Source organism: Halorubrum sp. CBA1229, from assembly GCF_003721435.2.
GTDB lineage: Archaea > Halobacteriota > Halobacteria > Halobacteriales > Haloferacaceae > Halorubrum.
The window spans coordinates 293,241-318,706 of record NZ_CP054586.1 but is presented as its reverse complement, the minus strand read 5'-3'; the positions used below and the strand labels follow the sequence as shown (position 1 = coordinate 318,706).

Annotated in this window: 24 protein-coding genes and 2 pseudogenes; 10 read left to right on the top strand and 16 right to left on the bottom strand. The window is 58.9% G+C overall.

The genetic code is table 11. From position 1 onward, the window contains the following. Positions 1–68 precede the first annotated feature (68 nt). Positions 69–1,694, top strand: coding sequence for a transposase (locus tag Hrr1229_RS17795; protein ID WP_255212609.1), 1,626 nt, complete (start codon positions 69–71; stop codon positions 1,692–1,694). Between the two features lie 379 nt (positions 1,695–2,073). On the opposite strand, the pseudogene Hrr1229_RS17790 reads toward Hrr1229_RS17795, so the two are convergent. The 3 genes and pseudogenes from Hrr1229_RS17790 to Hrr1229_RS17780 form a co-directional block, all read right to left on the bottom strand. Further along, a pseudogene (locus Hrr1229_RS17790) lies at positions 2,074–2,355 on the bottom strand (transposase); the annotation flags it as partial. Between the two features lie 18 nt (positions 2,356–2,373). Continuing rightward, complete coding sequence (locus Hrr1229_RS17785; protein WP_123115025.1) at positions 2,374–2,724, bottom strand: type II toxin-antitoxin system PemK/MazF family toxin; 351 nt, start codon at positions 2,722–2,724, stop codon at positions 2,374–2,376. Further along, positions 2,721–3,092: a helix-turn-helix domain-containing protein gene (locus tag Hrr1229_RS17780; RefSeq protein WP_123115024.1), complete on the bottom strand. Its 372-nt coding sequence runs from the start codon at positions 3,090–3,092 to the stop codon at positions 2,721–2,723. Before Hrr1229_RS17780 ends, Hrr1229_RS17785 begins: the two co-directional genes overlap by 4 nt. A 508-nt stretch (positions 3,093–3,600) precedes the next feature. Between Hrr1229_RS17780 and Hrr1229_RS17775 the strand changes: the two genes are divergently transcribed. Then, positions 3,601–5,001, top strand: coding sequence for an FAD-dependent oxidoreductase (locus Hrr1229_RS17775; protein ID WP_176329454.1), 1,401 nt, complete (start codon positions 3,601–3,603; stop codon positions 4,999–5,001). A gap of 72 nt (positions 5,002–5,073) precedes the next feature. Here Hrr1229_RS17775 and Hrr1229_RS17770 read toward each other — a convergent pair whose 3' ends face one another. The 8 genes from Hrr1229_RS17770 to Hrr1229_RS17735 all read right to left on the bottom strand — a co-directional run bounded on the left by Hrr1229_RS17770 (position 5,074) and on the right by Hrr1229_RS17735 (position 11,869). After that, a complete protein-coding gene (locus Hrr1229_RS17770; protein WP_123115023.1) occupies positions 5,074–5,463 on the bottom strand; it encodes a hypothetical protein in 390 nt (129 codons plus the stop codon). Further along, on the bottom strand, positions 5,460–6,278 hold the full coding sequence (locus Hrr1229_RS17765) for a ParA family protein (RefSeq protein WP_123115022.1): 819 nt from the start codon (positions 6,276–6,278) through the stop codon (positions 5,460–5,462). The genes Hrr1229_RS17770 and Hrr1229_RS17765 overlap by 4 nt, the downstream gene beginning before the upstream one ends. Positions 6,279–6,763: 485 nt before the next feature. Next, positions 6,764–7,045, bottom strand: coding sequence for a helix-turn-helix transcriptional regulator (locus Hrr1229_RS17760; protein ID WP_123115021.1), 282 nt, complete (start codon positions 7,043–7,045; stop codon positions 6,764–6,766). Positions 7,046–7,578: 533 nt separating this feature from the next. After that, positions 7,579–8,730, bottom strand: a complete 1,152-nt coding sequence (locus Hrr1229_RS17755) for an ABC transporter ATP-binding protein (protein WP_123115020.1) — start codon at positions 8,728–8,730, stop codon at positions 7,579–7,581. Continuing rightward, entirely contained in the window at positions 8,727–9,548 is an 822-nt protein-coding gene (locus Hrr1229_RS17750) for an ABC transporter permease (RefSeq protein WP_123115019.1), read from the bottom strand. Before Hrr1229_RS17750 ends, Hrr1229_RS17755 begins: the two co-directional genes overlap by 4 nt. Further along, positions 9,545–10,465 (bottom strand): extracellular solute-binding protein, encoded by a 921-nt coding sequence (locus Hrr1229_RS17745; RefSeq protein ID WP_123115018.1) that lies wholly within the window; start codon positions 10,463–10,465, stop codon positions 9,545–9,547. Before Hrr1229_RS17745 ends, Hrr1229_RS17750 begins: the two co-directional genes overlap by 4 nt. 175 nt (positions 10,466–10,640) lie before the next feature. Further along, the gene (locus Hrr1229_RS17740; protein WP_176329453.1) at positions 10,641–11,699 is read right to left on the bottom strand and encodes an Mrp/NBP35 family ATP-binding protein; all 1,059 of its coding nucleotides are present in this window, start codon (positions 11,697–11,699) and stop codon (positions 10,641–10,643) included. A 2-nt stretch (positions 11,700–11,701) separates the two neighbouring features. Beyond that, a complete protein-coding gene (locus Hrr1229_RS17735) occupies positions 11,702–11,869 on the bottom strand; it encodes a hypothetical protein (protein WP_158606096.1) in 168 nt (55 codons plus the stop codon). Positions 11,870–12,121: 252 nt separating this feature from the next. Here Hrr1229_RS17735 and Hrr1229_RS17730 point away from each other — a divergent pair, with 252 nt between their 5' ends. The 8 genes from Hrr1229_RS17730 (at position 12,122) to Hrr1229_RS17695 (ending at position 19,312) form a co-directional block, all read left to right on the top strand. Beyond that, positions 12,122–12,520, top strand: coding sequence for a helix-turn-helix domain-containing protein (locus Hrr1229_RS17730; RefSeq protein WP_123115017.1), 399 nt, complete (start codon positions 12,122–12,124; stop codon positions 12,518–12,520). 92 nt (positions 12,521–12,612) lie between these two features. Next, positions 12,613–12,948, top strand: a complete 336-nt coding sequence (locus Hrr1229_RS17725) for a carboxymuconolactone decarboxylase family protein (RefSeq protein WP_123115016.1) — start codon at positions 12,613–12,615, stop codon at positions 12,946–12,948. 97 nt (positions 12,949–13,045) lie between these two features. Continuing rightward, positions 13,046–13,696, top strand: a complete 651-nt coding sequence (locus Hrr1229_RS17720) for a helix-turn-helix domain-containing protein (RefSeq protein ID WP_255212608.1) — start codon at positions 13,046–13,048, stop codon at positions 13,694–13,696. A 179-nt stretch (positions 13,697–13,875) separates the two neighbouring features. Next, complete coding sequence (locus tag Hrr1229_RS17715; protein ID WP_123115014.1) at positions 13,876–14,118, top strand: 4Fe-4S ferredoxin N-terminal domain-containing protein; 243 nt, start codon at positions 13,876–13,878, stop codon at positions 14,116–14,118. Next, positions 14,111–16,594, top strand: coding sequence for a molybdopterin-dependent oxidoreductase (locus Hrr1229_RS17710; protein ID WP_176329452.1), 2,484 nt, complete (start codon positions 14,111–14,113; stop codon positions 16,592–16,594). The genes Hrr1229_RS17715 and Hrr1229_RS17710 overlap by 8 nt, the downstream gene beginning before the upstream one ends. 2 nt (positions 16,595–16,596) lie before the next feature. Next, positions 16,597–17,427 carry a sulfate reduction electron transfer complex DsrMKJOP subunit DsrO gene (gene dsrO / locus Hrr1229_RS17705; RefSeq protein WP_123115012.1) on the top strand — a complete coding sequence of 277 codons (831 nt, stop codon included), beginning with the start codon at positions 16,597–16,599 and terminating at the stop codon, positions 17,425–17,427. Next, complete coding sequence (gene nrfD, locus Hrr1229_RS17700) at positions 17,427–18,731, top strand: NrfD/PsrC family molybdoenzyme membrane anchor subunit (RefSeq protein WP_123115011.1); 1,305 nt, start codon at positions 17,427–17,429, stop codon at positions 18,729–18,731. Before dsrO ends, nrfD begins: the two co-directional genes overlap by 1 nt. Beyond that, positions 18,728–19,312: a molecular chaperone TorD family protein gene (locus tag Hrr1229_RS17695; protein WP_176329451.1), complete on the top strand. Its 585-nt coding sequence runs from the start codon at positions 18,728–18,730 to the stop codon at positions 19,310–19,312. The genes nrfD and Hrr1229_RS17695 overlap by 4 nt, the downstream gene beginning before the upstream one ends. Before the next feature lie 175 nt (positions 19,313–19,487). Here Hrr1229_RS17695 and mobB read toward each other — a convergent pair whose 3' ends face one another. The 5 genes and pseudogenes from mobB to Hrr1229_RS17670 form a co-directional block, all read right to left on the bottom strand. Continuing rightward, a complete protein-coding gene (gene mobB / locus Hrr1229_RS17690) occupies positions 19,488–20,219 on the bottom strand; it encodes a molybdopterin-guanine dinucleotide biosynthesis protein B (protein WP_123115010.1) in 732 nt (243 codons plus the stop codon). Between the two features lie 239 nt (positions 20,220–20,458). Beyond that, entirely contained in the window at positions 20,459–21,034 is a 576-nt protein-coding gene (locus Hrr1229_RS17685; RefSeq protein WP_158606095.1) for a molybdenum cofactor guanylyltransferase, read from the bottom strand. 25 nt (positions 21,035–21,059) lie between these two features. Beyond that, the gene (locus tag Hrr1229_RS17680) at positions 21,060–22,334 is read right to left on the bottom strand and encodes an RNA-guided endonuclease TnpB family protein (RefSeq protein WP_123115209.1); all 1,275 of its coding nucleotides are present in this window, start codon (positions 22,332–22,334) and stop codon (positions 21,060–21,062) included. A gap of 146 nt (positions 22,335–22,480) precedes the next feature. Continuing rightward, positions 22,481–22,585: pseudogene (locus Hrr1229_RS17675) on the bottom strand (NTP transferase domain-containing protein); the annotation flags it as partial. Positions 22,586–23,661: 1,076 nt separating this feature from the next. Then, complete coding sequence (locus Hrr1229_RS17670) at positions 23,662–25,110, bottom strand: aldehyde dehydrogenase family protein (protein WP_123115007.1); 1,449 nt, start codon at positions 25,108–25,110, stop codon at positions 23,662–23,664. Positions 25,111–25,466: the final 356 nt, after the last annotated feature.

Sequence of the window (25,466 nt, the reverse complement as noted above, 5' to 3'; positions counted from 1 at the left end):
TATAGACTATCCACAAACCCTTACCAAGCTCCGAAGCGTTGATTTTGTAATCTTTCCCAATACCTCGCATGAGTGGTTCTGGCGGTTCGCATCCTCGTGAGAGTCCACGAGTGCGCTATCTGTGCGAAGCGTATCAGATTGGGATAGCTATCCGAAATAATCTCCCTGAAACTGACCTCGTCACCGCGTTCGAGCGTCTCGATCAATCAATCGATGCCATCGAAGACGAGTATCCAGCGTGGCATCCTGCCCCGCTTTCCTTTCGCGCGATGGTGCTCTCGTTCATTTTCATGGAGATCACAGGCGACTCCTACGCAGCCTTCACACGTCGATTGACGCGACAACCCGAAGCCACCACAATCTTCGGATTCGGCCGTGTTCCTGACGAATCAGCATTCTCGCGGGCGTGGCGGAATCGATTCGACAACGCCGTTCACGAATACATCCACGCTGCCGCCCACTTCGTCATCAAGGAAGTCCACGATCGCGACATTTCAGCGCCCGAGGTTCGGCCAAAGGCAGAGATCCTCAACGATACTGAGGAAGCCGCAGACTCAGTAGAAGACGAATCCTTCTCACAGGAAGAGATTGTTCAGACAACGCGCCTCGCGCGTGATCACGCATTTGGACACTTCGACTCTGGTCGGGCGTCGAACGCCTCGTACGAGGACACACAATTTTTTGAGCTACAGACGTTCATGGGGATGGTTCACTGTGGCACCGCACAGGGAGCGACTCGCTTCCAGTACCGTCGTGGTGAAGAGTATGGACCCCACGGCGACACCCATCTCCGCGCTGTCAAACAGTTCAATCCTGAAGGGCTTATGAACGGGTACAATGAGACGATGGATCGCTTACTCTCCGTGATCGCCTCTGAAACATCGTTCCGTCGGCCGGTTACCGCTGCGATCGATATCACGACTATCCCCTATTATGGGGACGTTGAGGACATGCCGATGGTCAGCGGGACGAAGGATAGAGACGGTCGAGCGTTCAAATTTGCGACGCTCTCGATCATCGGGCAGAACATTCCGCTCGTTCTCGCGGTCGAACCAGTGCGAGAGAGTTCTGAGTGGGATGAGAACCCGTCGAATCAGATCCATCGTACTGTGCGACGGCTCGTTCGACGAGCGAAAGAACACGTTCCAATCGAGACAGTACTCTGTGACCGAGAGTTTGACTCGATACAAGTGTTCCAGACGCTCTCAAATCTCGATGTGAACTACCTCATTCCGAAGCGGGTCTCCAGCTCCGAACGGGATGTACTTGAACAAATGGAGGAAGACGACCAAGAGGTGGCTGTTGAGTCGGCTTCTATCCATGTGGAATCTGGATCGCATCCAATGCGACTCCTGTACGTGCCGTCGACGAGTGGGGAGGGAACGGCCGTCTTCGCGACAAATCTCCGAGTCGGTCCCGAGGAAGCCGAGACGTTCTGTCAGCGCTACAGCCGCCGGTGGCAGATCGAGAGTGAGTACAAATCGATCAAAGGTGATTTTCTCGCGAAGACCTCCTCGAAAGATTACCGTGTTCGCCTATTCTACTTCGTGTTCGCGGTCCTCTTGTACAATATCTGGCGGCTGACCGACTTCCTGCTGAAAGCAGGTGTCGACGGGGAAATGGACTACGCGCCTGTGATTACTGCGGGTGAGTGTGTTGAGCTCGTTGCCTCGGCGTTGATCCCGCACGACTAATCGGCTGAGCTCTCGCTGGGTCCGCCGCTCAAGAGTGACAACCGTATTCAGCAGCGCCAAAATCCACGCAATTTCGTACGCTCGTCCGGTAGTTCGAGAGTAAGGATTCAAAATCGATCCCCGACTGCTGAGAATCACCACGACTTGATGGCGATTCGATCCAAAACTAGCCTATCCTCCGAAACTGTGGAAGTTGAGACTACAGAGGGTTGAGCGGGGCTGTAATGCGTGGTTTCGGCTGGTTCAGTGACCGGGAACTGGCTCAGATTGCTCTCCAAACGGCGATTCTTATTGGAAATACAACTATATACGCGAATTTAGTCGACTTTCGGCAGCGTTGTCACTCAGACGCCGCGCGACCACGGGGAGAGTTCCGTCACTACCCGATTCCCGTTTCCTTCTTCAGCAGCGTCAGTGTGTTACCGGCCGTCACGATCGGCGAGTGCTCATACTCGCCGGTCAACTTGACCTGGACGAGCAGATCGACCGCTCGCCAGATCGAATACAGCAGACACGCGAACGCGAAGTAGAAGAATCGAAGCCCGAAATTCTTCGACGTGGTAGCAGGCATGAAGCGTTTGATCGACTTGTATCCGCTCTCGATCTCCCAGCGGTAGCCGTACTCAGTAAGGTGGCCGCGTCCCCGATTCATTATAAATAGAATTTCAACGGGCCTCCGCTAGTGTAGTTCTTTGACGAGCCCAACAACCGCCTCGTCGACGAGATCGCTGTCAAGACGACCTTGCCAGAAATCGATATCCTCGTGGTCGATCGATTGGACTCCCCACGGGACAATCCGACTCTCATCCGGGGTCCCACCACGAAGCCAACTCTCACGAGGAATGTCGATCAGGCCGTCCATCCAGGATTTCGACGTCAACGTGAGCGCGATATACTGTTCGCCGTGGAACGGACGGCCGTCATGACTCGAGAGAATGAGCCAGGGACGAGCATCTTCCTCGCCTTTGAACGGATCATCCCCGTAAACGACGTCGCCACGCTCGAAAATCGGTCGCTCTTTCTCGGTCACTGTTCGTCCTCGACGCTCGGATGCGGTTCCTCGGGTGCGTGTTCACGCCAAGACTCCTTGTCCTCTGTACCGAGTCGCCGGTTGAACAGAGCGCTCGCTCGTTCGTACCCGCTGTATCCGTTGAGTCGCTCCGTGTCGTCGGTTATCGCCCAGTACGTCGCTTTGTGTTCGACGAGATCGCGGTCCTTCAGTCTCGAGAGCGCGGTGCTGACCGCGCCCTCATCGAGACCGGTCTGAGAGGCGATTTCGCGGGCCTTAAACGCGCGATCATCGTTGGCAGCGAGAAATCCGAGGACCTGATCCGGGACGGAAAGTTCTTCGAGTTCGTCCTCGCTCGTTTGCTCGAAGGTATCTCGGTCGATGGACATCGTTGAGCAAAAATACGGGGTCAATCGTAAAGAGAGTTAGGTGTGAAAGCGACGAAAATACTGAAGGAGAGACATCAGCCATAGCATCGTCGAAGCAGTTCGAGAATCGGATATACTGAGACGGCCAGCCTCTACTACTGTGAGCCACCGGGATGTCAGCGGTCGTCAACTTCCGTCTTGAACTGGCACCGGGTCGATCAGGGCATACGTCGGCCCGTTGAGCCCACACGGGCACTCAAGGATGAGCGTTGACGACGGGTCCCCCTCCAAATACCGGTCTGTCTGGCGTCGGTGTATCTCGGTATTGTCGACCCAGTCTCTGATGATGTTCACACAGTCGATATTGTTCTAAATACACAATAAAGTATCCTAGACTATCGAGAGAGAATACGGATCTCACTCTAAATGAAGTTCAGACGCGTTTATCTCGGATTACTCTAAGGATATCGCCACCGATATTGTAGAATACTTACAATACTTTAATAGCGATACAATTGTAGGTTTCTGTATGACAGCACCAGTAGTCGTGGTCGGCGGTGACGCGGCAGGGATGAGTGCTGCGAGCAAACTCAACCGCGATGCGCCCGATCGGGAGGTCATCGTGTTCGAGCGGGGTGAGTGGGTGTCGTACGGCGCGTGTGGCCTCCCCTACTACGTGAAGGGCGCGGTCGAGACGCTGGAGGATCTCGTCGCAGTGACGCCGGAGGAGTTCATCGAAGAGCGTGGGATCGACCTCCGGACGAACCACGAGGTGACAGCCATCGATCGCGAGGCCCGGACAGTGACCGTCGACGGCCCCGACGGTGAGTTCGAGCAGTCGTACAGCGACCTACTGGTCGCGACAGGGGCCCGCGCGGTCGAGCCCCCGTTGGACGGAATGGACACAAAGGGCGTGTTCACCCTCCACAGCATGGGTGCGGGAGCCGACATCCGACAAGCCCTCGGTGTCGAGACCCCCGCAGTAGACTCTCGCAAGGCAGCGACGGAGTATGCCGACGCCAAGTCCCCCGAGTCGGTTGGAATCATCGGTGGCGGCTACGTCGGTATCGAGATGGCCGAAGCCTTCGCCGAGCACGGGCTCGACGTCCATCTCTTCGAAATGTTGCCTCACACCCTCCAGCCGTTTGGGGCTGAGACGGCCGCCACGGTCGAAAATCACCTCCGTGAGAAGGGGGTCAACCTGCACCTGGACACAGCGATCGATGGGATCCGTGGCGACGAGCGCGTCTCCGCTATCACCGCCGGCGACGCGGCTGTTCCCGTTGATCTGGCCCTCGTCGGTGTCGGCGTCGCACCGAACACGGAACTCGCCGCGGATGCGGGTATCGAGCTCGGGGATACGGGAGCGATCGCGACCGACGAGTACGGGCGGACCAACGACGACCATATCTACGCCGCCGGTGACTGCGCCGAAGCGACCCACGTTGTAACCGGCAAGCCCGATCACGTCCCCCTCGCGCTGACTGCCAACCGCTCCGGACGCGCCATCGGTCAGACGCTCGCCGGCGCCCCAACGCCTGTCGGCGACATCGCCGGCACGGCTGCGGTGAAAGCCTTCGATCTTGAAGTCGCCCGTACTGGGCTGGTCGACGAGGAGCGGGGCCGTGCGGCCGGCTTTGATCCCGTGTCTGTGACGATTACGGCGCCCTCGCGCGCCCACTACTACCCCGGCGGGTCCAAAATCGAGATCACGATGCTCGGAGATCGCGAGAGCGGCCGCGTCCTCGGGGCGAGTATGGTCGGCCGTGAGGGTGTCGCCAAGCGTATCGACACCGTCGCCACGGCGCTGCACACTGAGCTCACGGCCCACCAGCTCGCCTCCCTCGATCTCGCGTACGCACCCCCGTTCAGCCCGGTGTGGGACCCGGTGCTCACCGTAGCGAAGGTCCTGGAGAGCAAACTCAACTAAGCGGTGCGCTCACAGCCGTCGAGGACGAGAGCTGAACGGACTCGTCAAGGGAAACCGGCTCATTTTCTGGAGTCAGTCGTTGTTAAGTTCCGAAAGCCGCGCCTGTATGTCCTCAGCATCGGCCTCAGAGAGCGCCTCCGCACCGAACTGGACGAGTAACGGGTAGAAGTGGCGATTCTTCTTGAACTCGTTTTGACCCGCCTGTCGGAGTTTCAATTGGGACTCGAGATAGGTATCTTCCATCTCGTCGAGAACATCATCAGGGATGTAGATCGTCCGTCCGTTCCACTCGTCCTTGATGTTTATCTTCGTTTTGTTCGTTTTGTTCGTTTCGCTCGTTGCGGTCGATTCGGTCGTTTCTACTGATGAGCCGGGTTCCACCGTTTCACTGGACTCGGTCTCAGCGTCCTCCTCGTCGTAGTTCCCCTCGATGCCAGAGGCATCACCCCAACCGTCGCTCATGCTGTCACCTCCTCAGGCGCGGGCTTCTCAAACGTCTCGTCGAACAGGTCGGCGATTTCGTTGAACAAGTCGCGTGCATCCTCGACGCGCTGGTTCTCCTTGCCGAAGCCGAAGACGGACACCCCTTCGCCAATCGATTGGGAGAGGTCGGTCCGCTTCGGGATCTCGAACACTGGGAGGGAGTACGCCGACTTGATCTCCGCGATGGTATCGCGGTGCTCGCTGTTCTGCTCGACACGGTTACAGACAATCGCGAGCCGATTGATGTCACCGTATGCCGGTTCGAGGGAGCTCAGCTGCTTCGCGAAAATCTGGAGGCTGTTGGCGTTGAGCTTCTCGGGAATGACGGGGATGACGACGTTGCCGGTCGCGACCAGGGCGTTGTCGGTAAGGACGTTCAGGGATGGCGGCGTGTCGACGATGATGTAGTCGTAGTCCTTCTCGAGTTCGTCGAGCGTCATCTCCAGGCGCTCGCGACTCTTCGGCGCTTCAAGCAACGTCTGGATGTTCTTGTTGTTCGCGAGCTTCTCGCTGGCGGGGAGGATGTCGAATTCCTCGTGCTCGACGATGATGTCGTTCACCGACTCCATCTGATCGAAGTCGAGGACGTCGAACAGCGTCGTACGGTCGGTATCGTAGTACAGTTCGTTGTAGCCAAGCGAGCAGGTGAGCCCCCCGTGATAGTCGATATCGACCAGGAGGACGTCGTGGCCTCGGGCGGCGAGTGCGCCGCCTGTGTGTATGACGTCAGTCGTCTTCCCCGCGCCGCCCTTCTGATTCGCCACCGTGATTCGTGCAGTATTGGTGTCGGTCATTATCTTCGTTTCTCTCGTTATGTTCGTTTCGTTCGTTTTTATCATTTTGGTCGTTTAGTTCGGTGCGTTCGGTGAGGGTATTTCACTCGGTGAAAGGATTACTACGCTATTAAAACTGAGTGTTCGTTTCACTCGTTGAAGCAAACACACTCGTTGCTATCTACGAACTCGTTTCTATGCGTTTTGTTCGTTTCTCTCGTTATGTTCATCGAGTAGCGTTCAACACATTCGTTTTTCTCGTTCCGTTCGTTTTGCTCGATGAATTCATTATAGTCGTTCCGCGTGTTTTCAGCGGGGAGCTGGACTATCTTCAGAATAAGTGGGGGAGATCGTGCTTTACGGCCAGTCGAGTGAGAATTATTAACTGTTACCGGAGTATTGGTAACTACCAGATGTATGAGGTGCTCGACGACACGGCGGCACAGACTATCATTGCCATCGAGAGTGTGAAGCGGCAAAGCTAGGCTGTTCTCGATCGCGACGGTTCAGCCGTCGTGGTCGATGTACTCAGCTTCCCATTCTGCTCGCGCCTCAATTTCTCTGTTGCCCCGACGAGTGGTAGTGTACTCGTTGGTTCGACGGTCTCGCTGACTTTTCTCGACAAGTCCCTTCTCAACGAGTGTGTCGAGATTCGGATAGAGCCGACCATGATGGATTTCCTTTTCGTAGTAGTCCTCGAGCTCGTCTTTGATCGCGAGTCCGTGGGGGTCATCAAGTCCGGCAACTACGTACAGCAGATCGCGCTGAAAGCCAGTGAGATCGTACATGTCGCAATTTACTCATTCGGGTTTTGAAACACTACTGATCTGGCCCCGTATGGAGCTAATTGATTCATCACTCTCCCCTTGGGTCACCAACCGGTATTTCACCTTATTCTGGACATGAGACCCATCCCTGTCCGAATGACCCACCCATCCCTTGGTCCAGGCTCCATTCGTGTTCATCTCCACAATATGGACAGTCTACCAGTGGAGGGTCAATCTCCAGTGCCTTTTGCTGGATGAAATGATTCCCTTGGTAAGACTCACAGTGCTGACAGACGTTCCCCCAGACTTTCTTGCCGAGAGTATTGCTGTAAACCCGTTTAACAGGAGTTTCGTAATTCGCCAATATATCTCCGAGAGGCGTATCAAGATGGTCCCCCTCGGGGCCAGACCACAGGCGTTTGTTCGCTACACTGCCAGCAGTCTGTTTCCTACGTCAGCAATTTCTGGCGATCAACTGGGAGATCGTCTGGGAGCATGATGTTGAATTATACTCTAATTGACTATTTGAGTCTTTGTCTCTGGATGTGTTAGAATCAGTCAGAGGTTCGTTCTGAGACGGGAAATGCGGTGAGGTCGCTCACTGCGGCGGTAACGGTCACGCGTTCATTTTCGTGGAGTCCGCTACGATGCCGCTCGACGGTCACCGACTCGCCGGAGTCGACCTCGACGCACACGTCGTAGCGGCGCCCCACGTCGCGTACGTGTGCTACTGTCCCAGGCATCCTGATCGTTCCCAGTCGCTCGTTGGGTGCCCCACCATCGACCGATACGCCTGACCGGTCCGACATGCTCTCGATCTCACTTGACGACTTTCCAGACCGTGTCATAGATCTCACAGTCAGGTCACTGGGGCGCACGTGAATAGCTGCTCGGGGTGCATCAGTGAGCCTGTCCGTCAAAGCGTCGACCGCGAAGTCGGTCCCGCCGATTGTCACCAGTGACGACTCGCCGCTCTCGACCCTTGCTGAGAGTTCGTTCGAGCGTCCGAGAAACGACGCGACGAACCGGGTCGGCGGCGAGTCGTAGAGTTCTCTGGGCGGTCCAGACGCGACAACCTCCCCGTCGCGGAGTACGACGAGTCGGTCCGCAACCGACATCGCGTCTTCCTGATCGTGGGTGACGAACAGCGTCGTCACGCCAGTTTCCTGCTGGACTCGGATGATCTCGTCGCGGAGCCGCGCACGCAGTCCCTTATCGAGTGCCGACAGCGGTTCATCGAGTAGGAGAACATCCGGTTCGGGAGCGAGTGCACGAGCGAGTTCGATCCGGCGGCTCTCCCCTCCGCTCAGCGATTCCGGAGACGCGTCGTGTCGGTCAGCGAGTTCGACCAGTTCGAGGTACCGATCGACGCGGTTACTCACCTGTTCGGCTGAGAGATCATCGCTTTTCAGGCCGTACGCGACGTTCTCGCTGACAGTCATATGCGGATACAGCGTCGGCTGCTGAAAAACGAGTCCAACGTTGCGGTTCTCCGGCGGGGCGCTGGTGACGTCGATTTCGCGGAGTGACACTCGTCCAGCCGTTGGGTTGAGGTGTCCGGCGATCGCCTGGACGACGGTCGTCTTCCCGCAGCCACTCGGTCCGAGCAGCGCAACGAGTTCTCCGTCGTCGAGGGCAAGCGACACATCGTTGAGGGCACGTCCGCTCTCGTATCGATGGCTTAGCCCGTCAAGTTTGAGGGTCATCGTTCCACCACTGTTGGAACGCCAGCGAATTGTTGTACTGTAACAACTACGACAAGCGTGACCGCCAACAGAGCGAGCGCGAGTGGGACGATCGCGTCGATCCCGCCGGAAATAAAGTCAACCCAGATACGCGTCGGCATCGTCCGAGGGTTGTACGCGACCATCATCGTGGCGCCAAACTCGCCCATCGCCCGCGCGAACGTGAGCACAATCCCGGCGACGATCGCTCGGCTCGCGAGCGGAAGCGACACGTGTCTGAACGTGGCTATCGGCCCATATCCGAGTGACCGAGACGCCTGTTCGAGCCGTTCGTCGACGGCGCCAAACCCGGCGCGTGCAGTAATCACTACGAACGGCGCGGCGACAAACATCTGAGCGAGGACGACGCCAAGCAGGCTGCCCGTCAGCGGTACCCCCGCGCGTGCTGCGGCGGCGCCGATCGGTGTAAACCGCCCCACCACGCTGAGCAGCATCGCCCCACCAACAACCGGCGGGACAACGAGCGGGAGCACAACGAGCGCCTCGATAAGCCGTTTTCCTGGGAACGTTTTGCGCGCAAGGACGTACGCAAGCGGAACACCGAACGCAGTCGCGACCGCGGTTGCAGCCGGCGCGGTGAGAAGCGAGTTCCGGACCGCCGTGGTGCTCGATGTCTCCAGCAGTGTCTCGACGACAGGAACCGATCCGGTTCGGCCGAGAAACACTACGAAGGGAAGCGCAAAGTAGACAAGCAGTATCCCGCCGAGGAGTCCGAAGACCAGCAGCGGCGGCAGCCGCCGGGAGTTTATAACTGACCGGGTCGCGTCGACGAGGCTCATCCGTCCGTCACCTCGGCAGGAACGTCGCCGTGCGTGCTCGGAAACCCGTCTGTCTCAAATCCGTTCTCGCGCAAGGTGTCATCAGCGTTCGCGAGCAATCGGACAAACTCGTGTCCGGCCTCTGGTGAGTCCGCGCTTTCGAGCACCGTCGCATTGTACACGATCGGTCTCCCGGTCGCTGTGTACCCCTCATCCGTCGTGTACGAGGCCTCTGCGTAGTGATCGGCGTACTCTGGGTTCGAGAAGTTGTACGTCTCTGGGAACGGGTGAAACGGCAACCCGTGGTCAGCGGCCATGTTCCGGTAGACAACCGCGGCAGCGCGGTTCCCAGTCTCAACGCCGGCGAGTAGTTGCGGTTCCTCTGGCTCCTGGTACGCTGCGTTCATGACGTCCTCGGCAAAGCTATCGAATTCGTGTTCCTGCTCGGCTAGTTGGAACGCGTGGACGGCACGGTATCCGAGGGGATCGAGATTGGGATCGCTTATCGCAAGGTCGCCGTCGTCCGCGTCGCGTGCGATTTCATACCAGGGATCGCCCGCCTCTAGCCGTTCCCCAAACCGCGTGTCTGGGGCATAAGCGATCCCGATAGCGTTCGACGCGAACGAGATATCCCACGCGGTATGGGTGTCGTAGAGTCGGTCGCGCAATAACTCGGCGTCCGCGCTCACGACGACATCTGGATACTTCCGGCCGCCGGTTACCATTCTCATCACCGCGTTCGTGCCGTAATACTCCCCATGACAAGCGACTCCTGTCTCAGACTCATACCGCTCCCCAAGGTGGTCATCGACGAGGATTGCGAGGCTGCCGGCGGCGAGGACGGCAACAGAGTCTTTGCCACCGAGACAGCCGGCGATCCCGAGCCCACCCCCACCGGCGAGTGCCGTGAGGACCGACCGCCGGGAACGCGATTGCATGGTGAATACTTCAGTTACTGGCGGCATATAATCGACTCCCGTTACTATTTCGTGAGAAGTTACCATCTATAATTACTTCATCGCCGACTCCACGTCACGTGCGACCGATTTCAGTTTCGACACCCAATTTGGTGGCGATTGCTGTTGTTCGCTCTCCGGTGACCGGGTTGTGTGACTACGGTTCCGGTTGGAGGTCGGCGGCACCATCGGCGTGCGAACGTCGCCGCTCTCGACCGACTTGATCCATCGTCTGCTCAGCGAGATCGCGGAATGCCTTCGCCGGTTCCGAGTCACCATCGGTGACGACAGGTTCACCGACTTCACAACTCTCTTGGATCGAGGGATCGAGGGGGATCTTTGCGAGGAGCGGATGATCGAACTCGTCAGCGAGTCGTCGACCTCCACCGGTCGCAAACACGTCGTGTTGAGTCCCGCACTCGTCGCAGAGGAACCCGCTCATATTCTCGACAACGCCGAGTACTGACGTGTCATGTTTGTCAAACATCCTGACACTCTTTCGGGCGTTGTCCAGCGAGATGTCCTGCGGCGTCGTCACGGCGAGCGCACCCAAGACCCCTATCTGCTGGAGCAAGGTCAGCTGTACGTCTCCCGTTCCCGGAGGCAAGTCGACGACGAAGTAGTCGAGATCTCCCCAGTTGGTGTCGTGTAGTAGCTCTGTGAGTACCTTATTGACCATGGCGCCCCGCCAGATGACCGGATCGGCGTCACCGACGAGGAAACCGATGCTCATCAGTTTGAGTCCGTGGCTCTCGACCGGTCTGATTGTCTCGTCGTCCTCCGCCTTCCCCGGTTCACTTTGTACGCCGAGCATCCGCGGGATGTTAGGGCCGTACACGTCGGCGTCGAACAGTCCGACGTTGGCCCCCCGCTCGGCCATCGCCGTTGCGAGATTTACCGAGACGGTGCTTTTGCCGACGCCGCCCTTACCGGAGGAGACGGCGATCACATTCGGTGCGCCGTCCATCTGGCCGGCAGGTGTCGTATCGTCGATCTCGACCGAGAGAACGGGTTCGTATCCTTCGTCTCGAACGACGGCTCGAACGTCCTCGGTGATCCGTGTCTCAACCGGCGAGTGTGGGGCGCCGAGAGCGAGCGGGACATGAGCGGTATCGCCGTCGACTTCGACGTCGCCGACGAGTCCGAGCGAGACGATGTCGTCGTCGAGGATCGGATCCTCGACTCGGGCGAGCGCGTTACGAAGGGTAGAGGTCATTATTAGATCCCCGAATTAAATTGAGAGGCGGATAGTTGCGGTTCGCCCCCGTCGACTACGGTCTCGTTGGCGCCGCTTTCGACGAACGCCGCCCAGTCGTGGTGCGTCTCGAACCAGAAGCCGAACTTCGAATCTGTCGACGCCCGGCAGCCGCCACGGTGTCGATGCATATCTATCAATTATAACCCGACGACCCAAGACATACGCCTGTATATTACAGGGGTTTAAAATCTATCGGCAAATTCCGACCCTACACAGCCGCACCGACCAGAGTGAATCCTGCGAACAGGCGCCGCGCCGCGTGAACGTCATGTTCAGGGAAGCGATGACCCGTAAGATCTGAGAGAGATATTTAATGACCCACATAATTCACCAGATCTGGTTTGTTCTTTTCAGTACACCATAATGGCATAGATCTACCGATGGTCACGAACGACGCGGGCGACGACGGACACACGGTCGTGATAGAGATCGATCCGTGTGTCGACGTCGCGGCCGTGTTAGGTACTATTGCGGATCTCGACATCGAAGGGGTACGGATCCGTGACATCCGTGACGAGGGTCAGTCGACGGTCTCGGTCGATCCCGGGGAACTGACCGCGGTACAGCGCCGGACGTTACTTCGGGCGGTGGAGGCCGGGTACTACGCCGATCCGCGGGAGGTGACGCTCACGGATCTCGCGGACGAGTTCGACGTTTCCAAGTCCGCGGTTTCACAACGTCTCCATGGCGCCGAGGCGACTATTGTTCGGCGGGTAGTGCAGGAGATGGCCCGCGAAGAGCTACTGGATTCGACGATTGCGTTTGGCCGGAGGGAGTGATCGGTCGACCCGGCTGAACCGATCGGGGAGGTATCGTCACGTCGTGGAAACGTTCGGTTCGGTTTTTACCTCTGCTCTCCGGAAGTATGTGTATGTCTGATGCTGTCGAAGACACCGACGAACTCCCGGCAAAGGCTGGCGATCTCGCGGCCGAATTCCCCGAGGTGTGGGACGAGTACGCCGCTTTGGGAAAGGCTTGTTCGGAAGCCGGCCCGATCGAAGGCGAAGAGAAACGCCTCGTCAAGCTGGCGCTGGCGGCCGGCTCTGGGTCGGAGGGAGCCGTCCACTCCCACGTCCGGAGAGCGCTTGAGGAGGGTGCCGATCCCGAGGCGTTGCGACACGTCGCCCTGCTGGCCGTGCCAACGATCGGGTTTCCGAAGGCGGTGGCAGTGCTAACGTGGATCGACGATATTGTCGATGCAGAGTGATCAACAAGTTGACCTGTCTTGTCTTCTCGGCCGTTCTAAAGGCCGATAACCTGAGACAACGTCTTATGATCGTTTATCAAACACGCCGACTGTGGAAATGACAGAGCGATCGTCGAACGGAGAGAGTGGGGACACGGAAGAGACCCGTCGCCTTTACGTCGAGTTCGAGCTGTCTGCGTCTGGCGCGGTCGCCTGTCCCGTCGAGGTCTACGGCCGAGACGCTGACCGGATCGACCGACAGTCTTCCGACGGAGAGTGTCACACGGAAACAGCGCGGGCTCACGACGACGAAACGGAGGGAAGCTCGACTGACACCGAGATCCGTCACTCGAAAACCGAGATCACATCTGAGTGTTTCTGCCCAATTTTCTTTGATTACGATTGCATTCCGAAGATCACGGAGGTCACCGACGAGGCCGTTGTCATTCAGGCGTTCCTCCCGGACCGCGACCACCTCTCCGCGCTGATAGACGATCTCAGAGAGGCGACGGACGACCTCTCGCTGCGCCGTCTCACGCGGGTCGACTCCGTCGACGGCGACCGGTCGAACCGCGTCACCCTCGACCTCTCCACGCTGACCGAGACCGAACGGGAGACGGCCGCGATGGCGGTCTCGTCGGGCTACTACGAGACGCCGAGGAAGACGAGCGTCGGTGAACTCGCTGCAGACCTAGACATCACGAAGTCGGCGATGTCGCAGCGGCTGAGCTCGGTGGAGTCGAAACTCGCGCTCGCCGCCTTCAGGTAAGCTGTCCGACTCTCGGGACGGTCATCGATGTGCGGCGATAAGCGTGAGAAATACCAAGATAGTATTCTATCTGTGTCATAATATAATAATTGTTCACCGATAACCCGCGGTGTATATAAGATGCTGTAGTATACAGCGCGAGTCGTATCGCAGTCTACTCACAATATACAGATAGAGCCATGGATGACCCACAGCAGCCGAGACTGACGCCGATCGATGAGTGGGAAGATGAAGCTGAAGCGATGCTAGATGATGTCGAATATGACACTGATCTCGGTGTCCAGATGGCTCGTGATGCGATTCGGGTCTCGAATGGAGAGCTGACTGACGCCGAGTTCCACGAAAAGTACCACGAAGCGGTACTGGAAGAGTTCGGCGAGGACGCACGCCCGACGAAGCCGGAGGGGTTCGAGGATGACTGACGGGAAAGCGTACAGACGGGACGTACTGAAGGCCGGTGGAGCCGCTGCCGCCCTCGGAGTTGGGGGTGGCGGGTTTCTCCAGACCCTCGTCGAGAAAGAAAAAGACCAGCCGTCGACCTCCGGGATCGAGAGCTTTGTCGGTCAAAACGACGTCGTCCAGACCGTCTGTTCGCCCAACTGTAGGGGGAAGTGTCCGATCGACGTTCACGTTCGCGACGGTCAGGTGAAGAAGATCGAACCACATCCACCGGAAGACGAACAGTACAAGCGAGCCTGCGTGCTCGGGCTGTCGCACACCCAACGCGTGTACGACCCGACGCGACTGAAGTACCCGATGAAGCGGGCGGACTGGTCGCCTGACGAGCCCAATCCCCAGGGACGCGGTCCGGACGCGGAGTTCGAGCGCGTCTCGTGGGACGAGGCGCTCGACCTCGTCGCCGACAAGATGCAGTCATTAAAAGCCGACCACGGCGCCGAGAGCGTCCTCTTCCACGAGGGATCGGGGAACTACGGGCAGTCGGGGAAATCGTTCAAGCGGCTCGCCTCGCTCTTCGGCGCGACCCAGTCCGCTTGGGGTATCGACACCAACGTCGGTCGCGGGTTCAACCGCGTCACTGGTGTCGGTGCCTTCCTCCCACCGACGAACGAGGCCGAAGACTGGGAGAACGCGAACACGATCATCGTCTGGGGATCGGATATCTTCTCCAGTCAGTTCCAGATGGACGCCTCGAAGATCCTCGACGCGATCGAGAACGGGGCGAAACTCGTCGTCGTCGATCCGGTGTACACGACGACGGCGTCGAAAGCGGACCTGTGGCTCCCCGTTGAGCCCGGCAAAGACGTACACCTCGCGCTCGCGATGATGCACACCGTCTTCGAGGACGAGACGTACGACGAGGACTTCCTCCGAAAACGGACGACCGCACCGGCGCTGATCCGCAAGGACACCGGGGAGTTGCTCAAGGCGAGCGACGTCTTCAAAGACGGCGGCGAACAACAGGTCGTCGCCGTCGAACGGGGTAGCGGCGGCCCAGTCGCACTGGAACCCGAAACCGGCGGCGCGTACGCGCTCTTCGGAGAGTTCACCGTCGACGGCGTCGAGTGCGAGACGGCACTAACTCGGCTCCGAGACCACGTGGCAGACTATGCGCCCGAGAAGGTCGCAGAGACGACCGGTGTCGACGCCGAGAACATCCGGACTGCGATCCGGTGGCTGGCGACCCGTGGTCCCGGCGGTATCGCTCCGAGTTACGCACTCGGGCGGTACAAGCACGGCCACATCTTCGGACAGGCGTACGCCATGTTGATGGGGATGACTGGCGACTACGGTCGGCACGGCAACATTCACGCCCACCACTCTGGCGGTGCGACGCTCGCCGCCGGCAACTGGGCTAGTCCAGAGGATGCCGACCCCGGCCCATCGTTGACTTTCCCCAACTACCCCGACGCGATGATCGACGGCGACCCGCACCAGATCAGAGCCGTCTACTCTATCGAGTCGAACATGATGGGGAACCAGTTCCCGGACCGACAGCGGTTCAGGGAGGCCATCAGAAGCCTCGAGATGTACGTGGTCGCAGACATGCACCACACGGACACGGTCCAGCACGCCGACATTATCTTCCCGGTCCCCCACTGGTTCGAGCAGGAAGATATCAGCTCCGGCTGGGGGTCCCATCCGCATCTCGGCTACCGCCACAAGGTGCAGGAACCGATGTGGGAGACCAAAGACGACTACTATGCCATCCGCGGACTCGCGGAGCGGTTCGGGTACGGCGATCGCTTCCCGGAGACGAAACGTGACATGCTCCGGAAGCTCGCCGGCCGAGACGACGACATCGACTTCGACACGCTGTTCGAGCAGGGGACGCAAAAGAAAGAGAGCGTTCCGATAGTCAAGTACACCGACGAGTTCCCCACCGAAACGGGGCGCATCAAGATGTACGACGACGACGCCCCAAGCGAGGAGGGCGTGACGTTCGATGTTCCGCGACCGCTCGAAGATCGGACTGCCGACGACTACGAGCAGGCCGACGAGTACCCGCTGATGTTCATGCAGAAGCACAGTCGGTTCCGCATCCACTCGCAGTACGAGATGTTGAACTGGGTGCGTGAGATCAACCCCGAACCGCAGCTGGACATCCACCCGAAGGACGCGAAGGCCCGCGGTATCGGGGATGGCGAGTACGTCCGAGTGTACAACGACCGCGGCGAGATGGTCGTGAAGGCGAAATACAACGATGCCTTCCAGCCCGGCCTGGTCAACACCGACCAGGGGTGGTGGAGTCGCGACTTCGTCGAGGGTCACCTCCAAGACCTCACGCACAACGAGGTCAGCGAGGTCGGCCAGACGATGGCGTTCTACGACGTCCGTGTGGCGGTCGAACCCGCTCCCGACGACGTCGATACTGACAAATACGAATCCGGTAACCCGCTCGGAGCTGGTGCTGAAGCTGCCCCCACCGGAGGTGACTAACAATGACAAACTACGGGCTCGTAATCGACCAAGAGCGGTGTATCGGTTGTCAAGCGTGCGCAGTGTCGTGTAAACAGGAGAACAACGTTCCAATGGGACAGTTCTGGAACCGCGTTCTCACTGAGGGCGGCGAGAAGATGGATACCCCGTCGGGTGGCTATCCCGAAGACGGAGGGAGTGGATCGCTGGACATGCAGTACCAGCCGACGGCGTGTCAACACTGTGAGAACGCGCCGTGTGTGAAGGTCTGTCCGGTCAACGCGACGTACACCCGTGACGACGGCATCGTCGAGATCGACTACGACAAATGTATCGGCTGTCGCTACTGTATGGCGGCGTGTCCGTACAACGCACGGGTGTTCAACTGGGACGAACCCAAACACATGCCGGAAGAAGGGACGGGGGACGTCGAGGCGCGACCGCAGGGCGTCGTCGAGAAGTGTACGTTCTGTAGCCATCGCGTTGAGGACGGCCTCGATCCAGCCTGCGTCGTCAATTGCCCGGCAGACGCGCGTATCTTCGGGGACCTTGACGACGAGACCAGCACGGTCTCGAAGTATATCAACGAGTACGAGACGGATCAGTTACTCGAAGACCGCGGGACGAAGCCGAAGACGCACTACATCAGCGGTGAGATGAGCCCCGGACGCCCGCAGACGTCGGACAAGATGGAGAGCGAACTCGACGACGTCTCGCCGTGGTCCGACGGTGACGACGATGTTCCGTCGAAGGAAGCCGATAGTGTTGGTGGCGAGTCGAGCAGTAGCAGCCACTCGGTCGAGGGTGGCGAGATTCCGTACGCTACACCTGCGAAATCGGGAGGTGACGACTGATGGCAGCGAATACCGAGTCGTCGCGGGTCGCGATCCCCTCTTTCGGCGGAAAGGGCAAGCTTTGGATCGGCCTGCTCGTCGCGCTCATGGCTGCTGGAATCGCTGCGTGGGGGTATCAGCTCACGACAGGGCTGATCGCCACAGGCATGCGCAACGTCTTCTCGTGGGGGCTGTACATCATGATGTTCGTCCTGTTCGTGGGGCTGTCGGCAGGCGGACTCATCATCAGTAGCGCGCCGAAGTTCTTCCATTCGCACCGCTACGAGGGGTTCGCCCGGCTCGGAGTGCTGGTCAGCCTCGCGTGTATCATCGTTGCGGGACTGCTCATTTTGCCGGACATCGGTCGTCCGGGGCGGATATACCAATTTTTCACCTCACCGGACTTCCGGTCACCGATGGTGTGGGACTTCGGTATCGTCCTGCTGTACGGACTGTTAAACCTCTGGTACCTGTGGCTCTTGACCCGTCGTGACCTAGCCGCACGTGGGTCATCCCTCGCGCTCGGCTTCAAAGACACCGAGGCGGGCCGTGAGCGCGATCGAACGCTTATGTTCTGGACGGCGGCAGTCGCGCTTCCGACCGCGGTCGCGCTCCACTCGGTGACGGGCTGGATATTCGCGACGCAGGTCGGTCGCGGTGACTGGTTCAGCCCGCTCGTCGCCCCGGTGTTCATCGCGAAAGCACTCGTCTCCGGGCTCGGCCTGCTGTTGATCGTGTCGGTCCTCGCGGACCGGTACACGAACTTCGAAGTCGACCGAGAGGAGCTCACGAGCCTCGGGAAGATCCTCGGGATCTTCCTCGCCTTCCACGTGGTGTACCTCTTAGCGGCCGAGCGACTACCACACGCTTGGGCGGATCACTTCGAGTTCTGGGCCATCATGAGTAACTTCCTGATCGGAGACTCGGTGTACTTCTGGCTGTGGACCGTCGTCGGTGGCGCGGTCCCACTCGCTCTGCTGGCACTCCCGCCTCTCCGAAAGCGCGTGTCAGTTATCTTTACCGCGAGCGTGCTCGCGGTCATCGGGACGATGTTCGAGGGGATTCGCCTCGTGTTCACGGGGTACGAGGTCGCCAACATCGACTCTGCGCCCGGCATCTCGCTCGGCGGCGAGTACACCGGTATTACGACCGATATCTGGGCGACAGCAGGGGCCTACACCCCGACCCTCGTTGAGATCGCTGTTACCCTCGGCATCATCGCCTTCGGGGCGCTTATTGTCACACTCGGTCTGAAGTACGTGCCAATTCAGCGAGTCGACACAGAGCCCTCGTACGCAGCCGACGGCGGAAAACACGACCAATGACCGACCAAACCGACGCACTGACTGAACGCGAGCGATCGGCCGAACGAACCGCCGAAAGCGATGCGCTCCAGTCAGACGTAGCGGCGATGTACGCAGTCCTCGCCGAGTGTTGGCGGGAGCCCAGCCACCGGCTCGTCACGGCCGTTGAAGCGGGTGAGTTAGAACCGGTGTTCGGCGACCTCGGTTCGGTAGACCTCAAGGACCTTCGAACCGAACACACGCGGCTGTTTATCGGCCCGGCAGGACCGCCATGTCCGCCGTACGAGAGTGTCTACCGCGACCGCGACGACCCTGACGAACTCGGTCCAGTCAAGGGACCAGCCACAATAGCGGTCATGCGCTGGTATCAAGAGTTTGGCGTCCAGCCCGCCAAGGACCATTCGGACCTTCCAGACCATATCGCGACGGAGTTAGAGTTCGCCGCGTACCTAGCAGAAGAAGGGTTCGATGAGCGCCTCGACCAGTTCTGTGACGAACACCTCAATACTTGGACTAAAGAATTCTTGGGGCTTGTCGAAGAAGAAACGTGTGAACAGTACTATAAATCGTTGGCAGCGACGACTCGAGAGGTGTTAGGGTGATATCTCCCCACGAGTGAACTACACCACCCTACTCGCTCACGGCTGATGCCGGCCGTTCTTTGACGAAAAGGCATTCTCTCGCCAATTCTGGTAATTCACCTCCACGCCTTTCAAGTACTGCCCAATATCGACGATCCTGACGACGATCTTGAACCACTTGCGTATGCGCAGGTAGTCAGCCAGTGTTGACGAGTCGTTCGATTTCGCCACCGATCGCCTCGTTTGCTCTGACAGTGCCCTCTGCCAGTACTGCCAGATGAACGACGTCGTCACGGCCGTCGAAGAGCGACCGCTGGTGATGAACGCATGCCGCACAAACACCGTCTACAGAACGGAGGCGGCGATTGGCCGCTTCGATCTCTGCTGCCACCCCGTCGTCGGAGGCTACTACTGCTGCTGGGATAGTGCTTGTCGCGGTAGTTTCGTAATGTTTCGGTCGAAGCGAGTCCCGGAGCGTTACTACGAGAGATGCCGGCGTCTCGTAGGACGCGAGGTCTTTGACAATAGCCGCCACCTCGTCGAGGTCCAGAGCGTCGGCATCAGCGGCCGTAGCCACGACCGGGGACGCTGTCGATCTATCGCCGAGTGACACCTTCGGAAGGTGGCTTCCACTGAACCCCTCGACGATCACGTAGTCGCACTCTGGCGCAAAGTCGTCCAATACACCAGGAAGCGTCCAACCGTCTCCGGTACCGAACCATTCGCCACCGTCGGTGACCCCGACTGTGTGCGCTGATCCGGCGTCTCGGTGTCTCGCAGTATCCTTCCCGTCGGTGTCGATGTCCGGCTCGTGAGTAAGCCGTTTCACAGTCCCGACCGTCCCGCACTGGCTGAGTCGGGCAGCAAGCCCTTCAACGACGGTCGTCTTTCCGGAGTCAGACGGTCCGGCGACACCGAGTACCTTCATACAAATTCTCGGTTATAGGCTGATAAATAGAATCTGATAAAGTGCGTCAACACGCCGCAGGTCTGTCTAACCCGACGTGAAACGCGTGCTCGCCGGTTTCGCCGCGTTCGACTGAGCGGCTCAGCGATTCCGACCGCTGCGTCGTCAAGGTACAACGAAGCAAACACTGAGGAGAATAGCGTCGGGTACGCCCAAGTCTGTGCTGCGGATGGTGCTGTCGGCGGGCCGTCTCGGAGCAGCTAGTCCATGCGTCTCAACGGAGCCGAATCGGTGTCAGTCCACGCTACCAGATCTGCCGGGGTGTTGATGTCTACGAAAGTCGTTTTGTTAGTCTGTTCCAGCACTCGGGACTCTAGGATTTCACCGAGGTCAAGTCGATCGAGGATATCCCGCAGACTCCCGGACGCGGTCCTAACTGCGTCGTCCGCAGCTCGTCGAGTAGGCTCCGTTGTGAAGACCGCGTGAGTCGGCTGGGGTGTTCCGTCGACGTATGGAACAGTTCCGTCTGCGCCGTCCATTTTTTCGAACAACCAGTCTAAGAACGATGAGTCCAGGAACGGCATATCACAGGCGACCACGGCAACCACTGGTTCGGAGACGGTTTCGAGTGCGGTCCGCAGTCCAGCTGCGGGTCCCGAATCCGGCACCGGGTCACAGACGAACTCGACGTCTGCCGTTGTCGAATCAAGCGCGCTCTTGAAGTCTGCCTGTTGGTCTCGTCGACAATTAATGAGTATTCGATCGACTGTCGGGTCCACTCTCGTGACGACGTGGGTATTGACATCCTCCCGCGCCTGAAGACGCGGGAATCCCACGGCACCGCACCGCTGAGTTGGGATATTATGGTTCGCGGTTCACGACCTGTTCTCGTGGGGCGAAACGGCCCTCGCTGCGGTCGAACAGGTGAACCGCTGGCTGTGCCAACCAGCCGTTATCCCTATCGCCGCCATCCGTGGCGAGACTCGGGAGTACCTTTTGTCGAATGTTCTCCGCACCGTTCACGTCCGCGTTCGCAACCGTATCGCACGCCTCACAGACGTACAACCCACGTTCCACACGCTGATTGTCATCCGTGTGACCACATGCTGAACACGACTTCGACGTATCGCGTTCCGACACCAACTCCACGTCGATGCCTTCGGCTTCCGCCTTGTAGTCAAGTAGCGCCGTGAAGCGGTCGAACGCCCACCCGTGCAAGTCAAGATTGCCGTGGTCGCCCCAATTCCGAGACTCGCCGTTCTCGTCGTCCTCTCGGATCCCGCCGAGGTCGCCAACGACAAGAGTCCCGACATCTCGTTCGACGCACTCCTCGACAATCGCTTTCGAGAGTGCGTGCAAGAAGTGTGTCCGACGACCCCTCCGCGTCCGGTCAAGACGGGTGGCCACACGAGACGAGGAATCGTCGCACTTAGCCTTCTTTTTCGTGAAGTAGTATTCGTCCTCTTTGAGTGCGCCACCGGGATACAACATCGATTCACCGCCGAACGAGACGGCGGCGAAGTTGCACATCCCGAGGTCAACACCGGCCACTTCGTCGCCCGGTGGGTCCGGGTCGATAGTGGTGCGACAGACGAATTGTAGTCGCCACTCGTCGCGCTTGTAGATCGCGCGAACCTGCTGAATGTCCCACTCGGTCAGGTCAACATCCGGGCGAGTCTGGTACTCACACAGGATGAAGTCTGAACGGTGTTCTTTGAGGTTGAGGCCTTTCGAGAGGCGGACACGGGTGAACTGTGCGTCGTGCTTGAAGCCAGCCGCTTTGAACGACACGGTTGAACGTGGGTGGGAGTCTCCGTTCTTGCGGTAGCCGGGCGGTCTGGCACGGTCGTCGCCGTTCCGACGCTTGCCGAACCAGCCGTTGAACGCTTCAGCGAGTTCTTCGAGAACGCGCTGACTGGACTGAGAATGTAAGTCCGTGTAGCGTTCATGGCGTTTGAGTTCGGCTTTGAGTTCCCCGTCATCGGGGATCTCGCCCGTTTCGTCCCACTGTTCTTGTGCGTAGTAGCGACCGACGTTCCAGAGTTTTGAGGCGGCCCATCCGAGTTGGTCAAGGTCGTCACGAACCTGTTGCTGATTCGTGATAGTAGCCTCGAAGGTTCGGATGGTTCGACTCATTTCTGGCTTCATAACTGGTTATGGATGCTGTTTTATTAATAGTGTCGGCTGGCGTAGAATATCCGGCCTTGCTATCGACGGTGGGTTGTGCAGGTGTTGTCGGATTCATCCTGCGCCTAAAGGCGCAGGTATTCTCCTTGATTCTCTATAAGGGGACGTTTATTTAGTTCTGCTAGCGCCTTTTCTTGCTCGCCGAACCTGGTAGAGTATCCGCCTGCAAGCACAACGCCTACCCGTTTCTGGGAACTCATTCTAGATCACCTACGCTTCCGTGAGCATGTCGCGATATACTCTTAATCTTGTTTGATCCACGTCTTGCTGACTGCCCCCCGAATACACCTCAACGTCTCTGACACCGAGACGCTCTAGGTGTTCACTCCTCCTACCTCCTCGAGCTACCGGGACACGTCCCGGTCCGACGTCGAGACCTTGGCGTAGATCGCCACGGTCGCGGGTCCGCTCTCACTCGTATTTTCGAGTACACGCCGCTACATTAACCAAGTGGGGTTACTGCGGTTTTGTGTATAGCACTACCTTCTCGGCGCAGTTGAGAGATGTCTTAGGAATACAGGGCGGCTGAGCACCGGCTGCTCCGATCTTCTTGCTCCAAAGCGATCGGCGACTGCGCCCGTCTCACCGACGGTACTGAGTAGATCGGTTTGGAGTTCGTAGAGCTGAGACCCCACGAGATTATTGAACCCGGTATTCAACTGTACCTCGTTGAACTATCGATTTTTAATATAAAATACTATCTTGATATATTGGGTGTCAGACGACCCAGGACAGCAATTCACAACTTAGTTCAGAAGCCGATCGACAGCTAACTGACGGTGCGAGTCGAGTCACGTTCCGGTCGATAAGACTGCGATTCAGATCGGCACCAACAGATGCTGGCTGTACACTACTGTCGACCCCCGTACAAATAAATCCTCCACGTTGACGTATTTTTGACCCAAAATCAACGACTCCCGCTGTTGTTTCTCTCGAAGTTTGGTGATTATCAACACGTTAACGATGAACGCGTCTTCGTTGCTGATGGTCAAGATCCCGCAGCTACACTCGTGCGGATCTCACTCAGATTTTAACTCGCTCACCATAGTAATCGGAATGCGGTGAGACACATATTTTTAGAGGTAGAAAAATATACTTATTTGTTCCTATATACATTCAAAATGCGGAGCCGACGACAGAAGAATCATGGCCCCGAGCTGTCACCGTCTGCTGGAACCGATGCTAAACGTAACACAACCGGTCTGATGAGCGGCCTCCGCTATTAGAAAACGCCGAGCCTCACTTTGACCTCATGTGAACCGCCATGCAACTGCCGTTAGTGGTTGTCGTAGACGGTTTTCTCGATCGTGTAGAACTCCAAGCCCTCGTCGCCTTGCTCGCGCCACGTTTCCGAGGAGGACCGCTTGAACCCGCCAAATGGAACGTGAAGCTCCAATCCGGTCGTCTTCTCGTTGACCTTCACGACACCGGCCTCGGCCTTGTCGATGAACTGCTTGGCCTCGGTGTGGTCGTCGGTGACGACGCTGGCCGAGAGTCCGTACTCGACGTCGTTGGCGACGTGGACCCCCTCGTCGAAGTCGCTGACCTTGATGACGGCGACGACCGGGCCGAAGACCTCCTCGCACGCGATCGTGTCGTCGTTTTCAACATCGGTCAGGACGGTCGGTTCGACGAAGTGGCCGGTCTCAACCGCCTCACCGGTCGGCTGGCCGCCCCCCGCGGCAACCGTCGCCCCCTCATCGCGAGCGATGTCAATATACTCCAGCGTCGACTCCAGTTCGTCGGCGCTGACCTGCGGCCCCATCTCGTGGTCGACCCCCGGACCGATGTCGATGGCCTCGGCCGCGTCGACGAGTTCGTCGACGAACTCGTCGTACACGTCCTCGTGAACGACCGCGCGGGAACACGCAGTACACGACTGGCCGGTCGTCCCGAAGCCGCCGGTCGCGACGATCTCGGCGGCCTCCGCAGGGTCGGCTGAGTCGGTGACCAGCGTGGGGTTCTTCCCGCCCATCTCGGTCTGGACCCGCTTGCCGGCGTCCGTGGCCTGATCGTAAACCAGCTCACCGACCTGTCCGCTGCCGGTGAAGGAGACGGCGTCGGTGCCCTCGCTGGTGATGAACTCGTTGCCGACTTCGCTTCCGGGGCCGGTCACGACGTTGAGCACGCCGGCGGGGAGCCCGGCCTTGTCCAGCGCCTCTGTGACCGCGAGGACGACCCCCGGGGCGGCGCTCGCGGGGTTGATGACGACGGAATTCCCCGCTGCGAGCGCAGGGGCAAGCTTCCAGGCCGGAATCGCGATAGGGTAGTTCCACGGCGTGATCAGCGCCGCGACGCCGACCGGCTCCTTGCGCGTGTAGAGGGTCGTGTCACGGCTGCTGGAGGCCTTCATCGTCCCGCCGAGGTCCGACGCCTTCCCGGCGAAGTAGTGGAAGATGTCGATCGCGCGCTGTACCTCGCCGGCCGCCTCGGGACGGGCCTTCCCCTCCTCTTCGACGAGCATCGTGGTGAGCTCGTCTTTCCGATCAGCGAGGATCATCCCCGCCTGCCGGAGGATGCGACCGCGCTCCGGGCCGGGCGTAGCCGCCCACTCGTCCTGCGCGTCGACCGCCGCGTCGACCGCCTCGACGGCGTCCGCCGCGCTGGACTGCTGGTAGCTCGCTATCGTCTCATCGGGAGCTGCGGGGTTGTGGACCTCGAACGTGTCGCCGCTTTCCGATTCAATCCACTCCCCGTCGATATAGTTCTCGTGAGCTGTCGCCATTCCATTCAATTACCCTCTCTGCTGGTATAGATTAGTTGCGGTGTCACGGGTATTCGCCCCTTCTGGCTCCGGCGAATCGCTAGACTGCCGCTTTCGGGCATTAAAACGGTCGGCACCGCCGATACAGTGACGCGAGTGTGTCCGTCGATCACCGTCCGCTCCAGGACAGTCAGTACACCTAGCCGGGCTGCCAACTCTCCGGTCGCAATCTCGGTGAAAAGTACTGAGCCGACGGTACCGTCCCGAAGCTGTCTGTGACCGCCGTTTTACCGCTCAAGTACACGCTCGGGGTCGCCGTGCGCGAAGCTGGGAGGCTGTAAAAATGTCTTGCTGTGTCTCGCTAACTGCGACGACCT

What these genes read in the sequence shown, in the direction of transcription:
- Hrr1229_RS17760 (WP_123115021.1), bottom strand. Translation starts at nt 7,045, where the DNA reads ATGTACGATCTCACTGGCTTTCAGCGCGATCTGCTGTACGTAGTTGCC.
- Hrr1229_RS17730 (WP_123115017.1), top strand. Translation starts at nt 12,122, where the DNA reads ATGGTCACGAACGACGCGGGCGACGACGGACACACGGTCGTGATAGAG.
- Hrr1229_RS17775 (WP_176329454.1), top strand. Translation starts at nt 3,601, where the DNA reads ATGACAGCACCAGTAGTCGTGGTCGGCGGTGACGCGGCAGGGATGAGT.
- Hrr1229_RS17755 (WP_123115020.1), bottom strand. Translation starts at nt 8,730, where the DNA reads ATGACCCTCAAACTTGACGGGCTAAGCCATCGATACGAGAGCGGACGT.
- Hrr1229_RS17740 (WP_176329453.1), bottom strand. Translation starts at nt 11,699, where the DNA reads ATGACCTCTACCCTTCGTAACGCGCTCGCCCGAGTCGAGGATCCGATC.
- Hrr1229_RS17770 (WP_123115023.1), bottom strand. Translation starts at nt 5,463, where the DNA reads ATGAGCGACGGTTGGGGTGATGCCTCTGGCATCGAGGGGAACTACGAC.
- Hrr1229_RS17795 (WP_255212609.1), top strand. Translation starts at nt 69, where the DNA reads ATGAGTGGTTCTGGCGGTTCGCATCCTCGTGAGAGTCCACGAGTGCGC.
- Hrr1229_RS17710 (WP_176329452.1), top strand. Translation starts at nt 14,111, where the DNA reads ATGACTGACGGGAAAGCGTACAGACGGGACGTACTGAAGGCCGGTGGA.
- mobB (WP_123115010.1), bottom strand. Translation starts at nt 20,219, where the DNA reads ATGAAGGTACTCGGTGTCGCCGGACCGTCTGACTCCGGAAAGACGACC.
- Hrr1229_RS17735 (WP_158606096.1), bottom strand. Translation starts at nt 11,869, where the DNA reads ATGCATCGACACCGTGGCGGCTGCCGGGCGTCGACAGATTCGAAGTTC.
- Hrr1229_RS17695 (WP_176329451.1), top strand. Translation starts at nt 18,728, where the DNA reads ATGACCGACCAAACCGACGCACTGACTGAACGCGAGCGATCGGCCGAA.
- Hrr1229_RS17715 (WP_123115014.1), top strand. Translation starts at nt 13,876, where the DNA reads ATGGATGACCCACAGCAGCCGAGACTGACGCCGATCGATGAGTGGGAA.
- Hrr1229_RS17720 (WP_255212608.1), top strand. Translation starts at nt 13,046, where the DNA reads ATGACAGAGCGATCGTCGAACGGAGAGAGTGGGGACACGGAAGAGACC.
- Hrr1229_RS17780 (WP_123115024.1), bottom strand. Translation starts at nt 3,092, where the DNA reads ATGTCCATCGACCGAGATACCTTCGAGCAAACGAGCGAGGACGAACTC.
- Hrr1229_RS17680 (WP_123115209.1), bottom strand. Translation starts at nt 22,334, where the DNA reads ATGAGTCGAACCATCCGAACCTTCGAGGCTACTATCACGAATCAGCAA.
- Hrr1229_RS17725 (WP_123115016.1), top strand. Translation starts at nt 12,613, where the DNA reads ATGTCTGATGCTGTCGAAGACACCGACGAACTCCCGGCAAAGGCTGGC.
- Hrr1229_RS17750 (WP_123115019.1), bottom strand. Translation starts at nt 9,548, where the DNA reads ATGAGCCTCGTCGACGCGACCCGGTCAGTTATAAACTCCCGGCGGCTG.
- Hrr1229_RS17670 (WP_123115007.1), bottom strand. Translation starts at nt 25,110, where the DNA reads ATGGCGACAGCTCACGAGAACTATATCGACGGGGAGTGGATTGAATCG.
- Hrr1229_RS17765 (WP_123115022.1), bottom strand. Translation starts at nt 6,278, where the DNA reads ATGACCGACACCAATACTGCACGAATCACGGTGGCGAATCAGAAGGGC.
- nrfD (WP_123115011.1), top strand. Translation starts at nt 17,427, where the DNA reads ATGGCAGCGAATACCGAGTCGTCGCGGGTCGCGATCCCCTCTTTCGGC.
- Hrr1229_RS17745 (WP_123115018.1), bottom strand. Translation starts at nt 10,465, where the DNA reads ATGCAATCGCGTTCCCGGCGGTCGGTCCTCACGGCACTCGCCGGTGGG.
- dsrO (WP_123115012.1), top strand. Translation starts at nt 16,597, where the DNA reads ATGACAAACTACGGGCTCGTAATCGACCAAGAGCGGTGTATCGGTTGT.